The sequence below is a fragment of the Microlunatus kandeliicorticis genome (genome assembly GCF_014137855.1).
GTDB classification, from domain to species: Bacteria; Actinomycetota; Actinomycetes; order Propionibacteriales; family Propionibacteriaceae; genus Microlunatus; species Microlunatus kandeliicorticis.
This window is the reverse complement of sequence record NZ_JACGWT010000002.1, coordinates 98,992-111,996: the sequence shown is the minus strand read 5'-3', so window position 1 is coordinate 111,996 and position 13,005 is coordinate 98,992. Positions and strand designations below refer to the sequence as shown.

Here is a 13,005-nt window from a genome sequence, read left to right as displayed (position 1 = left end):
GGCTCGCCCACACCGCCCAGCCGACCCCGACTTCGCGTCCGACCGGCTGGGTCAGATGTCGCCGGCCGACCAGAGGACACTGTGCGACCGGCCGCCCAGCCGGCCGGCGAAGGCGAGCGCCTGCTCGTCGGTCAGCCCGCTGACGTAGTCGATGATCCCGCGGCCGCGCGCCATCCGGGCCAGCTCGGGCAGCGAGATCCGCGGGGCCAGCAGGTGCGGCGCCTCCTCGGCCACCCGTTCGTAGCCCATCCGGGCCGCAGTGATCAGGTCGATCAGCCGGCGTGGTGCCCGTCCGGCGTCGGTGCGGTCGGAGAGCCAGTCGTCGAGCGCGCCGACCAGCCGGGTCAGGGTCTCGGCCTGGCCGCGCTGGAACATGGCCAGGTCGGGCCGCTCGAGGATGAAGTAGGAGTGGACGAACTTGAGCACCGACACCTGGTGCCACGCGGCGGCCGGGAGCACCACGTACGCGCCGCGGACCGGGGGGTCGGGGAGGATCTGCACCGCCCCGATCAGCTCGTCGATCCACCGCGAGGTGAATCCGGTGACCGCGCGGTCGGCGGCCATCGAGCCGTCGTAGGGCTGGGCCAGCACCCCGTCGACGAACTCGGCGCCGACCCGCACCACGGCCTCGGCGAAGGTGTCCTCGTCGTAGATCCAGCCGTCCTTGGTGGCCAGCCGGCGGCGGAGCCGTTCGAGCCCGGCGCCCGGGGTGCGGCGCAGGTCGTGCAGCTCGTCGTCGTCGAGCCGCGAGAACGGGCGCTGGGCGGCCATCCACTCGCGGAACTCGGGCGCGACCACCGAGTACTGCAGCACGGTCGACCGGTGGAAGTCCTCGACGTCGTGCACCGAGTACGCGATGTCGTCGGCCAGATCCATCACCGAGCACTCGAGGGTCTGGCGTCCCGGCGGCAGGTCGGCGAAGGCGTCGAGCACGGTGCGCATCTCGGTGAGGTCGAGGTCGTAGGCGCTGAACTTGGCCGCGCCGGGCGCGTCCCGGCCGTGCCCGGCACCCCGCGGCGGTTCGGGCCACGCGGTGGGGTGCGGGTCCGGGTCGACGAACCGGCCCCACGGGTACTTGCAGACCGCGGCCCGGACGGCGGTGGTCAGGTTGAGTCCCTCGTCGCCGGGTCCGTGCACCTCGAGCTCGGTGAGGATGCGGAACGTCTGCGCGTTTCCCTCGAACCCGTCGCGCAGACCGAACCGCTCGCGTCCGAGCCGGTCGAGGGTGCGCTCGCCGAGGTGGCCGAAGGGCGGGTGTCCCAGGTCGTGCGCGGCCGCCGCGGCCTGGACGACGACGTGGTCGAGCCCGCCGAGACGGGACAGCAGGGCCGGGTCGGTCTGCTGGAGCAGCCGGACCGCGACGGCGCGGGCGATCGCGGTGACCTTGATCGAGTGCGACAGCCGGTTGTGCACCACGCCGCCGGTCGCCGCCGAGGTCACCACCTGGGTCACCTCGGCCAGCCGGGCGAACGACGGCGCGAACCGGATCCGCTCGAGGTCGGTGCGGAAGTCCGACTCGAAGCCGGGCATCGCCTCGCCGCGGACGGGCTCGGCGCGGGCCCGGGTCAGCCGTGGGTCGGACACGGCCCGAGGCTAACGCCGTCGGCGGCCGCCGGGTTGGTGCCGAGGCCGCGAAACCGGCTCAGTATCGTCGGCACGACGGCGCGCCGACGTGCGCCGCGGACTCGGACGGAGACTCATGGCGGCACCGGTTGACCCCACCAGCACCCAGGCCTGGGCCACGCTGACCCGGCTCCACGGCGAGCTCCAGCCCGATCTGCGCGGTTGGTTCGCCACCGACCCGGGTCGGGCCGAGCGCTTCAGCCACACCGCCGGCGACCTGTTCGTCGACCTGAGCAAGAACCTGGTCACCGACGAGGTGCTGGCGGCGCTGGTGCAGCTGGCCGACGAGGTCGGCCTGGCCGACCGGCGCGAGGCCATGTTCCGCGGCGAGCACGTCAACCCGACCGAGGACCGCGCGGTGCTGCACACCGCGCTGCGCGACCCGGCCGACGTCGAGCTCGACGTCGACGGCCAGCACGTCGTCGCCGACGTCCACGCCACGCTGGACAAGGTCTACGCCTTCGCCACCCGGGTCCGCAGCGGCGAGTGGACCGGGGTCACCGGCAAGCGGATCGAGACCGTGATCAACATCGGCATCGGGGGCTCCGACCTCGGGCCGGTGATGGTCTACGAGGCGCTGATCCCCTACAAGCAGGACGGTCTCAGCTGCCGCTTCGTCTCCAACATCGACCCCACCGACGTCGCGGAGAAGACCGCCGGGCTCGACCCCGAGACCACGCTGTTCATCGTCGCCTCCAAGACCTTCACCACCCTGGAGACGCTGACCAACGCCAAGCTGGCCCGCAGCTGGCTGCTCGACGGGCTGCGCCGCAGCGGGGCGATCGACGACCAGGACGCCTCCGCGAAGGAGGCGGTGGCCAAGCACTTCGTCGCGGTCTCGACCGCGCTCGACAAGGTCGCCGACTTCGGCATCGACCCCGACAACGCCTTCGGCTTCTGGGACTGGGTCGGCGGCCGCTACTCGGTCGACTCGGCGATCGGCACCTCGGTCGCGGTGGCCATCGGGCCGGAGAACTTCCAGGCCTTCCTGGCGGGCTTCCACGCGATCGACGAGCACTTCCGCAGCACCCCGACCGCCCAGAACGTCCCGGTGCTGATGGGCTTGATCAACGTCTGGTACAGCAACTTCTTCGGCGCCGAGACCCACGCGGTGCTGCCCTACGCGCAGTACCTGCACCGCTTCCCGGCCTATCTGCAGCAGCTGACCATGGAGTCCAACGGCAAGGGTGTCCGCTGGGACGGCAGCCCGGTCACCACCAACACGGGCGAGGTGTTCTGGGGTGAGCCCGGGACCAACGGCCAGCACGCCTTCTACCAGCTGATCCACCAGGGCACCCGGTTGATCCCGGCCGACTTCATCGCGGTGGCCAACCCGGCGCACCCGCTGCGCGAGGGCGACTCGGACGTGCACGAGCTGTTCCTGGCGAACTTCTTCGCCCAGACCGCGGCGCTGGCCTTCGGCAAGACGGCCGACGAGGTGCGCGCCGAGGGCACCGCCGAGGCGATCGTCCCGGCCCGGGTGTTCAGCGGCAACCGGCCGACGACCTCGATCATGGCGCCCGAGCTGAGCCCGTCGGTGGTCGGCCAGCTGATCGCACTGTACGAGCACATCACCTTCACCGAAGGCACCGTGTGGGGCATCGACAGCTTCGACCAGTGGGGCGTCGAGCTGGGCAAGGTGCTGGCCAAGGAGCTCACCCCGGCGGTCGGCGGCGACACCGAGGCGCTGCAGAAGCAGGACGCCTCGACCCGGGCGTTGATCAGCTACTACCGCGACCAGCGACGCTGAACGCGCGACGGCCCCGGTCCACCCGCGCGGGTGGGCCGGGGCCGTCGTCCGTCGTGATCAGGTCCTGGTGATCAGATCGTCGCGGTGTCGATCACCGCGCGGTAGCGGACGTCGCCGGAGACGACCTTGTCGTAGTAGTCGTCGACCTGGTCGGCCTTGATCACCTCGACGGTCGCGGTGATCCCGTGCTCGGCGCAGAAGTCGAGCATCTCCTGGGTCTCAGCGAGACCGCCGACCAGCGAGCCGGCGTAGGAGCGTCGCATCCCGATCAGGCTGAAGATGTTGAAGCTCTGCTTCTCGCTCGGGGCGCCGACGTTGACCATCACGCCGCCGCGACCGAGCAGCCCGAAGAACCGGTCGAGGTCGACCGAGGCACCCACGGTGTTGATGATCAGGTCGAAGTGGTTGGCCAGGTCCTCAAAGACCTGGTCGTCCTCGGTGGCGTAGTAGGCCGAGGCGCCGAACGCCTTGCCGTCGTCGGCCTTGGCGTCGGTACGGCTCAGCACGCTGACCTCGGCTCCGAGGGCCGCGGCGATCTTGACCGCGACGTGCCCGAGGCCGCCGAGACCGATCACCCCGACCTTCTGGCCGGGACCGGCGCCGTAGCGCTTGAGCGGCGCGTAGGTGGTGATGCCGGCGCACAGCAGCGGGGTGGTGGCGGCCAGGTCGACCCCGTCGGGGACCCGCACCACGAACGGCTCGCGCACGACGATGCCCTGGCTGTAGCCGCCCTGGGTCGCGGTGCCGTCGTAGTCCTTGCTGTTGTAGGTCTGGACGACGCCCTTCGAGCAGTACTGCTCCTCGCCGTCCTTGCAGGCCTCGCACTCACCGCAGGAGTTGACGAAGCAGCCGACCCCGACCGTGTCGCCCACGGCGTACTTGGTGACGTCCGGGCCGACCTCGGTGACGGTGCCGATGATCTCGTGGCCCGGGGTGAGCGGGAAGTTGGCCGGACCCCACTCCTCACGCACGGTGTGGATGTCGGAGTGGCAGATGCCGGCGTACCGGATGTCGATCCTGACGTCGTCGCCCTTCACCTCCCGACGCTCGAGCTCGGCGCGCTCGAACGGAGCGGAGGCCTTCGGGGCGGACAGGGCGGTGACGGTGGTCATGCGGTCATCCTCTCGACGTGCGGGAAACAGACGTGCCCGGGATCACCGGGCACACGGGGCGGAACGACACCAACGCCCCGGCTATTCCACCGCGGCCGGTGAACCGGACGCAGGGCTCAGCTTCCGCTCATCCCTGCGTCCGGTCGCCCGCGACCTGCGTCGGCCCCGCCTGGTCGGCTGTCGTCGGTGGCGGGATCAGAGATCCGGACCGGATGAGCGGAGCTTGTCGACCTCGGACATGGCCTCCCGCAGCTCCGACAGCCAGCCCTCGGCGTGCTCGCCGACCAGCTTGACCGCCCAGGACAGCGCCTCGGACCGCGACCGCGCGACCCCGGCGTCGACCAGGGTGTCGAGCACCTGGCGCTCGGGCTGCTGGAGCCGGGTCATCACCGGGACCGAGATGTGGGTGAACAGCGTGGTCGCCTCGCCCACCCGGACGCCCCAGGACACCTTGCGCTTGTACCGCGCCTGCGCCTCCTCGGCGATGGCCATCCGCTCGCCACGGGTGTCGGCCCGGAACCGGCTGACCCGGCCCTCGGCCTCGGCCGGGGCGACGTCCGCACCCAAGCCGGCCAGCGTGCCGACGACGATGATCTCCTCGCGGTCGACGCTCACGTCGACGTCGCCGAACCAGCCGTCGGGCAGCCGCCCGCTGAACCACGCCGCCGCGTCGTCGGCCGACGGCAGGTCGACGTTCTGCCAGCCACCCGGCCGACCGAACCCGCGCCCGCGGCCGCGTCCCGGCCCACCCTCGCCCGGGCCGCCCGGCCCGAAGCCGTGACCGCCCGGACCCCGGAACGGACCGGGCCCTCCTCCGAAGAACGGATGTCCCTTCATCGGTGCTCCTTCGCTCGTGACCGCTCCCCGCCGGAGCGCTCACTTACATGATTACACCATTACGCAAGCAACCGAGGACCGCCTCGACCACGCGCGCTGAGCCTGTCGAAGCGCCCGGGGCGGGTGGTGCGGAACGTGCGCAGGCACGGTGGGGCAGAACGTGCGCAGGGCACGGTGGTCGACCGCGCAGGGCGCGGTAGCCGACCGCGCGCTGAGCCTGTCGATGCGCCCGGGGCACTCAGCGGCCGAGGGCCTCGCGGACGGCGTCGCTGCGCTCGGTGCCGCTCGGGTCGCGGAGACCGGCGAGGTGGCCGAGCAGGTCGAGCACGGTCTTGACGCAGGCGATCTGGTCGCGGACCGCGCCGCGCCGCCAGGCCTCACCACCCCGGACGGTGCGGTCGCCGACCCCGACGGCGTCGAGCCCGAGCGCGCGAGCGGTGGCCACGGCCCGGGGCAGGTGGTAGGTCTGGCTGACGACGGTCAGCCGCCGGACGCCGAAGACGTGCCGGGCGCGGTGGCAGGAGTCGAAGGTGTCGAGACCGCCGCCGTCGATCACGATCCGCTCGGCCGGGACCCCGACGTTGATCAGGTAGTGCCGCATGGCCGCGGGCTCGTCGTACTCGGGTGCCCGGCGGTCGCCGGAGACGATGATCACCGCCAGCCGACCCTGCGCGAACAGCCGGCGGGCGAGCTCGAGCCGGGCGGCCAGGAACCGCGACGGACGTCCGCTCGGGTAGACCTGCGCGCCGAGGACCAGCCCGACCCCACGGGCGGGCACCTCGGCCTCGGACAGCACCCGGCCGCGCGCCAGCAGCCGGACCATGATCACCGAGCCGGCCAGGCCCGCGGCGGCGGCCCCCACGACCGAGCCCGCGGCGGCGCCGAACAGCAGCAGGGCACGACGTCCGGGGCTCACCCGGGCAGTGTGTCAGCCGGTGGCCCGGGCCCCGGCCGGCTGGGTGGCCGTCTCGCGCCGGCCGAACTGGATGCCGCGGGCCTCGGTCCCGATCAGCACCAGCACCACCACCGCGACCAGCGTCGGCACCACGGTCGCGGTCAGCGCGAACGGGTAGCCGTGCCGGGCGGCCAGCGCCTCCTGGATCGGCAGGTTGAGCGAGGCGAGCAGGTTGCCCAGCTGATAGGTGACCCCCGGGTAGAAGCCGCGGATCGCGTCCGGGCTCATCTCGGTCAGGTGCGCCGGGATGACCCCCCAGGCGCCCTGCACCATCACCTGCATGAGGAACGAGCCCAGGCAGAGGAACGCGGCCGTCTTCGAGTAGGCGAACAGCGGGACGATCGGCAGCGCGAGCACCGCGCAGAAGGCGATCGTGTAGCGGCGGCCGAACCGGCTGGAGAGGGTGCCGAACACCAGGCCGCCGATGATCGCGCCGACGTTGTAGACGATGGCGATCACCGTCGCGGTGTTCGCGCTCAGCCCGGCCCCGCCGGTCTCCGGCTTGGCCTGCAGGAAGGTCGGGTAGACGTCCTGGGTGCCGTGGCTGGACAGGTTGAAGGCGGTCATCAGCAGGATCAGGTAGACGAACCGACGGATGACCTTCTTGTCGAGCAGCAGGTCGCGGAACCGGGTGCGGGTGACCTTGAGGGTCTCCTGCGCGTTCTCCCAGACCTCGGACTCCTTCACCCGGGACCGGATCAGCAGGCTGATCAGCGCTGGGATGATCGACAGACCGAACAGCCAGCGCCAGGACAGACCCAGCGCGCCGTGGACCACCAGGAAGGCCACGGCGGCCAGCAGGTAGCCGCAGGAGTAGCCGACCTGGAGCAGCCCGGAGAAGAAGCCGCGGCGCTCGGCCGGGATCTTCTCCATGGCCAGCGCGGCACCGAGGCCCCACTCGCCGCCCATCCCGATGCCGTACAGCATCCGGAGCACGATCAGCACCCAGAAGTTCGGGGCGAACGCGCAGAGGAAGCCGATCACCGAGTAGAAGCAGACGTCGATCATCAGCGGCGCCCGCCGCCCGAAGCGGTCGGCGAGCAGCCCGAACAGCAGCGCGCCGACCGGGCGCATCACCAGCGTCGCGGTGGTGATCAGGGCTACCTCGGACTTCTCCATGCCGAAGGACTTGGCGATGTCGGCGTAGACGAAGACCACGATGAAGTAGTCGAAGGCGTCCATCGTCCAGCCCAGCTGCGCGGCCAGGAACGAGTTGCGCTGGTCGCCGGTGAGCGCCACTCGACGACGACCGGCGGGAGCGGTGGCGGAGGCACTCATGATCGACTCCTTCGACGCTGGCGAGACCGCCGTCACATTACTCATCGTTCGGCTATCTGTTCACCCGGGTCGGCCGGACCGGCCCCGGGTGTCCGGACTCCTCGCTAGCGTGCTGTCGTGCGCGCGGAGGTGGAGGAGCTGACGGTCGACGGCCACCGGGTGGTGCCGCTGGGTCCGGACACCTGGGAGGCGTTCGCCGGGCTGGCCGAACGGCACAACGGGGTCTGGGGCGGCTGCTGGTGCACCTGGTTCCACCTGCACCCGGATCCGCCGGAACGCTCGGAGCTGGGCAACCGTGAGTTCAAGCACCGGCGGGTGCTCGAGGGCCGCGCGCACGCCGCCCTGGTGCTCGACGGGCCCGGACCGGACGCCGAGGCGATCGCCTGGGCCGAGTACGGCCCGGTCGCCGAGCTGGCCAACATCCACCACCGCAAGCAGTGGGAGGCGGAGACCGACCTGGTGCCCGACTTCCGGATCACCTGCCTGTTCGTCGACCGGAGGTTCCGCCGGCGGGGGATGGCGGCCGTCGCCGTCCGCGGGGCGCTCGCCCTGATCGCGCGAGCCGGTGGCGGCACGGTCGAGGCCTACCCGCACGACCTCGAGCCCGGCAAGCGTCCGTCGTCGTCGTTCCTCTACAACGCGACCCGGACGATGTACGCCCGGCTCGGGTTCGACTACCTCCGGCCCAAGGGCAAGGGCAACTGCGTGATGCGGACGGTGGTGCCCGCCGCGTCCGCGGCTCAGAGCCCGCGGTAGCTGTCCAGCCGACGACGCGAGCGGAGCGCGGTGACCACGACCAGGATCCCGGCGGCGAACAGCGGGAGCCAGCCCCACAGCACCGAGGTGTCGACCTTGTCGCCGGTGAGCATCTGGTGGCTGATGAAGACCGGCACCGGCCCGAGCACCAGCAACGCGCCGCCGATCAGGAACGGCCACCAGAGGAACTTGTTGATCTCGTTCATGAACTGCCCGGCCACGGTGGCGATCGCCACCACCAGCCCGACCGCCTGCATGGCCGAGCCGAGCAGCATCACCGTGAACGCGTGGTCGAGCGGGTCGAGCCCGACCTGGCGGGCCGCCGGGACGTACTCCAGGCTGAGCTTGTTGAGCAGGCTGATGGTGCCGAAGACGTTGGTGGTCGACCGGGTCGGTGCGGAGGAGAAGTCGAGGTAGGCCAGGGTGAAGTAGGGCAGTGCGGCCCCGACGACGCACAGCACCACCAGCGCGGCGGCGGTCGCCACCCGCGGGCCGGTGATCGTGTAGGGCCGTCGGTACTCCATGGTTGCCTCCTGGTTCGTGCTTCGCGCTGCGGCGCGGACCCATCATGACGGCCGAGAACGCGCCCGTCACACGCTCGACGCGCCCGCGGCGGCGCGAACGGAGGCCGGATGCCCGAGGGCGACACCGTCTGGCTGTCCTGCCGGCGGCTGCACGCCGCGCTGGCCGGCCAGGTGCTGACCCGCTGCGAGCTCCGGGTCCCGCAGCTGGCTGAGGTCGACCTCACCGGGACCGCGGTGCGCGAGGTGGTCAGCCGCGGCAAGCACCAGCTGATCCGGTTCGCCGACGGCACCACCCTGCACACCCACTTCCGGATGGAGGGCAGCTGGCGGATCTATCCGCACGGCCGGCGCTGGTCCGGCGGCCCCGGCCACCAGATCCGGGCGGTGCTCGGCACCAGCACGCTCGACGCCGTCGGCTGGCGGTTGCCGGTGGTCGAGCGGCTGCCGACCGCCGCCGAGGACGAGGTGGTCGGCCATCTCGGTCCGGACCTGCTCGGACCGGACTGGGACCTGGCCGAGGCGGTCCGGCGGATCCGCGTGCACCCCGAGCGGAGTGTCGGTGAGGCGCTGCTCGACCAGCGCAACCTGGCCGGCATCGGGACGCTGTACCGCGCGGAGGTGTTGTTCCTCCAGGGCATTCACCCGCGCACGCCGGTGGAGGCGGTGCCCGACCTGGAGCGAATCTGCGTGCGCGCCCGGCAGCTGCTCAGTGCGAACCGGACGCGGTGGGAGCAGTCGACCACCGGCGACCTCCGCCCGGGCCGCCAGCACTGGGTGTTCGAGCGGCCGGGACAGCCCTGCCGGCGCTGCCGGACGCCGATCCGGACCGAGGAGTTCGGGCCGCTCGGACAGGAGCGGCGCAGCTACTGGTGTCCGCACTGTCAGCCGGCGACAAGCCCTTGACGTGTAAAGATCAACAGGTCATCATGGACACATGAGCGAGATGCAGCAGGTCCGGGAACCGGGGCGCGACGAGCTGCGGGCCGGCGACACCGACCGCGACCGCACCCACACCGTGCTGGCGGAGGCGTCGGCCCGCGGCTACCTGACGCCGGCCGAGTTCGACCAGCGGAGCACCGCGGTGCTCACCGCCCGGACGCTCGGTGACCTCCGCACGCTGCTGAGCGACCTGCCGGTCGACCGCCTCGCACCGGCCCCCGGTCTCGCGTCTGCCTTGCCGGCTGCCGGCGCTCCGGCCCGGCCGACCGACCGCGGCGCGCGGGCCGGTTTCTACGCCCACCTGGGCAGCTACGTCGCCGGGAGCGCGGTGATGCTGGCGATCTGGCTGGTCGTCGGGATCACCGTCGGCGCCTGGTACTTCTGGCCGGTCTGGCCGATCCTCGGCTGGGGCATCGGGGTCGTCTCCCACGGCGTCCCCGCGCTCACCGGGCGCGGCGGGCACTGCCACCGCGCCCCGCTCGACGCGCGCTGATCCGGCTCCGGACGTGCGCCGAGCCTGCAGCCCGCTCGCTGAGCCTGTCGAAGCGCGCATCGTGCGCTGAGCCGGAGACGCGTGCGCTGAGCCTGTCGAAGCGCCCGAACGTGCGCTGAGCCTGTCGAAGCGCGTTCGACAGGCTCAGCGGGGTGCCGCAAGGGGGCGCTCAGGCCCCCGGCGATCAGTTGAACTGGTCGGGGTCAGGGCCGATCCGGTTGCCCTCGTCCAGCGCGTCGATCGCGGCGACGTCGTCACCGGTCAGCTCGAAGTCGAAGATCTGGAAGTTCTCCTCGATCCGCGACGGCGTCACCGACTTCGGGAACACGATGTAGCCCTTCTGCAGGTGCCAGCGCAGGATGACCTGGGCCGGGGTCTTGCCGAGCTTGTCGGCCAGCTGGGTGACGGTCTCGTTGCGCAGGTCCTCGGCCTGACCCAGCGGGCTCCACGCCTCGGTGTGCACACCCAGCTCCTGGTGCTTGGCGACCAGCGCGGTCTGGGTGAAGGTCGGGTGGATCTCCACCTGGTTGACCGACGGGGTGACCCCGGTGGCCGCGATGATCGCGTCCAGGTGGTCGGGCTGGAAGTTCGAGACACCGATCGAGCGGGTCAGACCCTGCTTCTGCAGCTCGACCAGACCCTTCCAGGTGTCGACGTAGTCGTTGCGCGCGGGAAGCGGCCAGTGGATCAGGTACAGGTCGACGTGGTCGAGGCCGAGCTTGCCCAGGCTGTCCTTGAGCGCCTGCTGCGACTCCTCGAAGCCGTGCGCGTTGTTGTTGAGCTTGGTGGTCACCCACAGCTCGTCACGGGCGATCCCGGACTGGGCGATGGCCCGACCGACACCCTCCTCGTTGCCGTACATGGCCGCGGTGTCGATGTGCCGGTAACCGACCTCGAGCGCCTTGCCGACCGCGGGCTCGATGTCGTCGGTGGACACCTGCCACACGCCCAGGCCGAACTGCGGGATCTGGAGGCCGTCGTTCAGGGTGATGGTGGGAACGGTCATGCGAAGGACAGCCCGTTCCACCCGCCGTCTATTCCCCGGCGTCCGCATCGTGAACGGTGAGATACTGGACGACTGTGTCATCCCTGCAAGCCACGCTGAGCGATCGGGTCCGGGCCGCCACCGGTGTGGACCCCGAGCTCCGCCCGGCCACCAAGCCCCAGTTCGGTCACTTCCAGTCCAACGTCGCGCTGCGACTGGCCAAGGCCGAGGGGCGCCCGCCGCGCGAGGTGGCGGCCGGGATCATCGACTCGCTCGACGTGTCCGACCTGTGCGAGCCACCCGAGCTCGCCGGCCCGGGGTTCATCAACTTCCGGCTCAAGCCGTCGACGCTGGCCGACGAGGTGACCGCGCTGCTCGCCGACCCGCGGACCGGCCTGGTGCCGACCTCCGACCCGAAGCGGGTGGTGATCGACTACTCGAGCCCTAACGTGGCCAAGCAGATGCACGTCGGGCACCTGCGGACCACGATCATCGGCGACTGCTTCTACCGGGTGCTCGCCGCCCTCGGCCACACCGTGATCGCCCAGAACCACATCGGCGACTGGGGCACCCAGTTCGGCAAGCTCGTCGAGCTGATCGACGAGGAGGGCCTCGACGCCTCGCAGCTGACCCTCGAGCAGGCCGACGACCTCTACGTCCGGTCGGCCCGGAAGTTCGAGGCCGACCCCGAGTTCGCCGACCGGGCCCGCGCGCGGGTGGTCGCGCTGCAGTCCGGTGACGCGCACACCCGCGCCGTCTGGTCGGACCTGATGAAGATCTCCGCCGCCGCGTTCAACTCCACCTACGCGCGGATGAACATCCTGCTCACCGACGACGACCTGGCCGGCGAGTCCACCTACAACGACGACCTGCCGGTGGTGGCCGCCGACCTCGAGCAGCGCGGCATCGCGGTGATCGACGCCGGTGCGCTCTGCGTGTTCGTCGAGGGCTTCAACGCGCCGTTGATCATCCGCAAGCGCGACGGCGGGTTCAACTACGACACGACCGACCTCGCGGCGATCCGGCGCCGGGTCAGCGAGCTGCACGGCGAGCGGCTGATCTACGTCACCGACGCCCGGCAGGCCGACCACTTCCACGAGGTGTTCGCCGCCGCCCGCACCGCCGGCTACCTGCCCGACTCGGTCTCGGCCGAGCACGTCGGCTACGGCCTGGTGCTGGGCACCGACGGCCGCCCGTTCAAGACCCGGGAGGGCACCGCCGCCTCGCTGGTCTCGCTGCTCGACGCCGCCGAGGAGAAGGCCGCGCCGCCGGTCGCGCTGGCCGCGATCAAGTACGCCGACCTGTCCAGCGGGATCAACAAGGACTACGTCTTCGACGTCGACCGGATGGTCGCCACCACCGGCAACACCGGTCCCTACCTGCAGTACGCGCACGCCCGGATGTGCCAGGTGCTCCGCAAGGCCGAGGCCGACGGCATCCCGGTCGGGGACAAGATCACCGAGCTGCTCGAGCCGGCCGAGCAGACCCTGGCCCTGCAGCTCAGCGGCTTCGGTGACGCGGTGGCCGACGTGGCCGAGAACCTCCAGCCGCACCGGCTCTGCGCCTACCTCTACGACACCGCGGTGGCGCTGGCCGCGTTCTACGAGCAGTGCCCGGTGCTGCGCTCGGAGGGCACCGTCCGGGAGTCCCGGCTGGCGCTCTGCCTGACCGCCCGCAAGGTGCTGGCCACCGGGCTCGACCTGCTCGGGATCCCCGCCCCCGATCGGATGTGAGCCGACCCGCCCCACGGCGG

General features: G+C 71.5%; 12 protein-coding genes. 5 read left to right on the top strand and 7 right to left on the bottom strand.

What is annotated here, in order from left to right; translation table 11 throughout:
• Positions 1-51: 51 nt before the first annotated feature.
• On the bottom strand, positions 52-1,584 hold the full coding sequence (locus FHX74_RS05295; protein WP_328823649.1) for a deoxyguanosinetriphosphate triphosphohydrolase family protein: 1,533 nt from the start codon (positions 1,582-1,584) through the stop codon (positions 52-54).
• 115 nt (positions 1,585-1,699) lie between these two features.
• Between FHX74_RS05295 and pgi the strand changes: the two genes are divergently transcribed.
• Entirely contained in the window at positions 1,700-3,373 is a 1,674-nt protein-coding gene (pgi, locus tag FHX74_RS05290; RefSeq protein WP_182559081.1) for a glucose-6-phosphate isomerase, read from the top strand.
• A 71-nt stretch (positions 3,374-3,444) separates the two neighbouring features.
• Here pgi and FHX74_RS05285 read toward each other — a convergent pair whose 3' ends face one another.
• The 4 genes from FHX74_RS05285 to FHX74_RS05270 form a co-directional block, all read right to left on the bottom strand.
• Positions 3,445-4,485, bottom strand: a complete 1,041-nt coding sequence (locus FHX74_RS05285) for an NAD(P)-dependent alcohol dehydrogenase (protein WP_182559080.1) — start codon at positions 4,483-4,485, stop codon at positions 3,445-3,447.
• A 195-nt stretch (positions 4,486-4,680) separates the two neighbouring features.
• Positions 4,681-5,322: a hypothetical protein gene (locus FHX74_RS05280; RefSeq protein WP_328823648.1), complete on the bottom strand. Its 642-nt coding sequence runs from the start codon at positions 5,320-5,322 to the stop codon at positions 4,681-4,683.
• 238 nt (positions 5,323-5,560) lie between these two features.
• Complete coding sequence (locus tag FHX74_RS05275) at positions 5,561-6,238, bottom strand: SanA/YdcF family protein (protein ID WP_220483563.1); 678 nt, start codon at positions 6,236-6,238, stop codon at positions 5,561-5,563.
• Positions 6,239-6,250: 12 nt separating this feature from the next.
• Positions 6,251-7,555 carry an MFS transporter gene (locus FHX74_RS05270; RefSeq protein ID WP_182559079.1) on the bottom strand — a complete coding sequence of 435 codons (1,305 nt, stop codon included), beginning with the start codon at positions 7,553-7,555 and terminating at the stop codon, positions 6,251-6,253.
• A 117-nt stretch (positions 7,556-7,672) separates the two neighbouring features.
• Between FHX74_RS05270 and FHX74_RS05265 the strand changes: the two genes are divergently transcribed.
• Positions 7,673-8,311, top strand: coding sequence for a GNAT family N-acetyltransferase (locus FHX74_RS05265; protein ID WP_328823647.1), 639 nt, complete (start codon positions 7,673-7,675; stop codon positions 8,309-8,311).
• Here the strand turns inward: FHX74_RS05265 and FHX74_RS05260 are convergent.
• Complete coding sequence (locus FHX74_RS05260) at positions 8,296-8,835, bottom strand: hypothetical protein (protein WP_182559078.1); 540 nt, start codon at positions 8,833-8,835, stop codon at positions 8,296-8,298. The genes FHX74_RS05265 and FHX74_RS05260 overlap by 16 nt on opposite strands.
• 108 nt (positions 8,836-8,943) lie before the next feature.
• On the opposite strand from FHX74_RS05260, the gene FHX74_RS05255 reads away from it, so the two are divergent.
• Both FHX74_RS05255 and FHX74_RS05250 read left to right on the top strand, forming a co-directional pair.
• Positions 8,944-9,738 (top strand): Fpg/Nei family DNA glycosylase, encoded by a 795-nt coding sequence (locus FHX74_RS05255; RefSeq protein WP_182559077.1) that lies wholly within the window; start codon positions 8,944-8,946, stop codon positions 9,736-9,738.
• A 31-nt stretch (positions 9,739-9,769) separates the two neighbouring features.
• The gene (locus FHX74_RS05250) at positions 9,770-10,267 is read left to right on the top strand and encodes a DUF1707 domain-containing protein (protein WP_220483562.1); all 498 of its coding nucleotides are present in this window, start codon (positions 9,770-9,772) and stop codon (positions 10,265-10,267) included.
• A 184-nt stretch (positions 10,268-10,451) separates the two neighbouring features.
• Here the strand turns inward: FHX74_RS05250 and FHX74_RS05245 are convergent, their stop codons facing one another.
• On the bottom strand, positions 10,452-11,273 hold the full coding sequence (locus FHX74_RS05245) for an aldo/keto reductase (RefSeq protein ID WP_182559076.1): 822 nt from the start codon (positions 11,271-11,273) through the stop codon (positions 10,452-10,454).
• Between the two features lie 74 nt (positions 11,274-11,347).
• Between FHX74_RS05245 and argS the strand changes: the two genes are divergently transcribed.
• On the top strand, positions 11,348-12,985 hold the full coding sequence (argS, locus tag FHX74_RS05240) for an arginine--tRNA ligase (RefSeq protein ID WP_182559075.1): 1,638 nt from the start codon (positions 11,348-11,350) through the stop codon (positions 12,983-12,985).
• Positions 12,986-13,005 lie beyond the last annotated feature (20 nt).

Bases quoted from the DNA above. Each gene is read 5' to 3' on its own strand.
- pgi (WP_182559081.1), top strand. From the start codon at position 1,700: ATGGCGGCACCGGTTGACCCCACCAGCACCCAGGCCTGGGCCACGCTG.
- FHX74_RS05285 (WP_182559080.1), bottom strand. From the start codon at position 4,485: ATGACCACCGTCACCGCCCTGTCCGCCCCGAAGGCCTCCGCTCCGTTC.
- FHX74_RS05280 (WP_328823648.1), bottom strand. From the start codon at position 5,322: ATGAAGGGACATCCGTTCTTCGGAGGAGGGCCCGGTCCGTTCCGGGGT.
- FHX74_RS05270 (WP_182559079.1), bottom strand. From the start codon at position 7,555: ATGAGTGCCTCCGCCACCGCTCCCGCCGGTCGTCGTCGAGTGGCGCTC.
- FHX74_RS05260 (WP_182559078.1), bottom strand. From the start codon at position 8,835: ATGGAGTACCGACGGCCCTACACGATCACCGGCCCGCGGGTGGCGACC.
- FHX74_RS05255 (WP_182559077.1), top strand. From the start codon at position 8,944: ATGCCCGAGGGCGACACCGTCTGGCTGTCCTGCCGGCGGCTGCACGCC.
- FHX74_RS05250 (WP_220483562.1), top strand. From the start codon at position 9,770: ATGAGCGAGATGCAGCAGGTCCGGGAACCGGGGCGCGACGAGCTGCGG.
- FHX74_RS05245 (WP_182559076.1), bottom strand. From the start codon at position 11,273: ATGACCGTTCCCACCATCACCCTGAACGACGGCCTCCAGATCCCGCAG.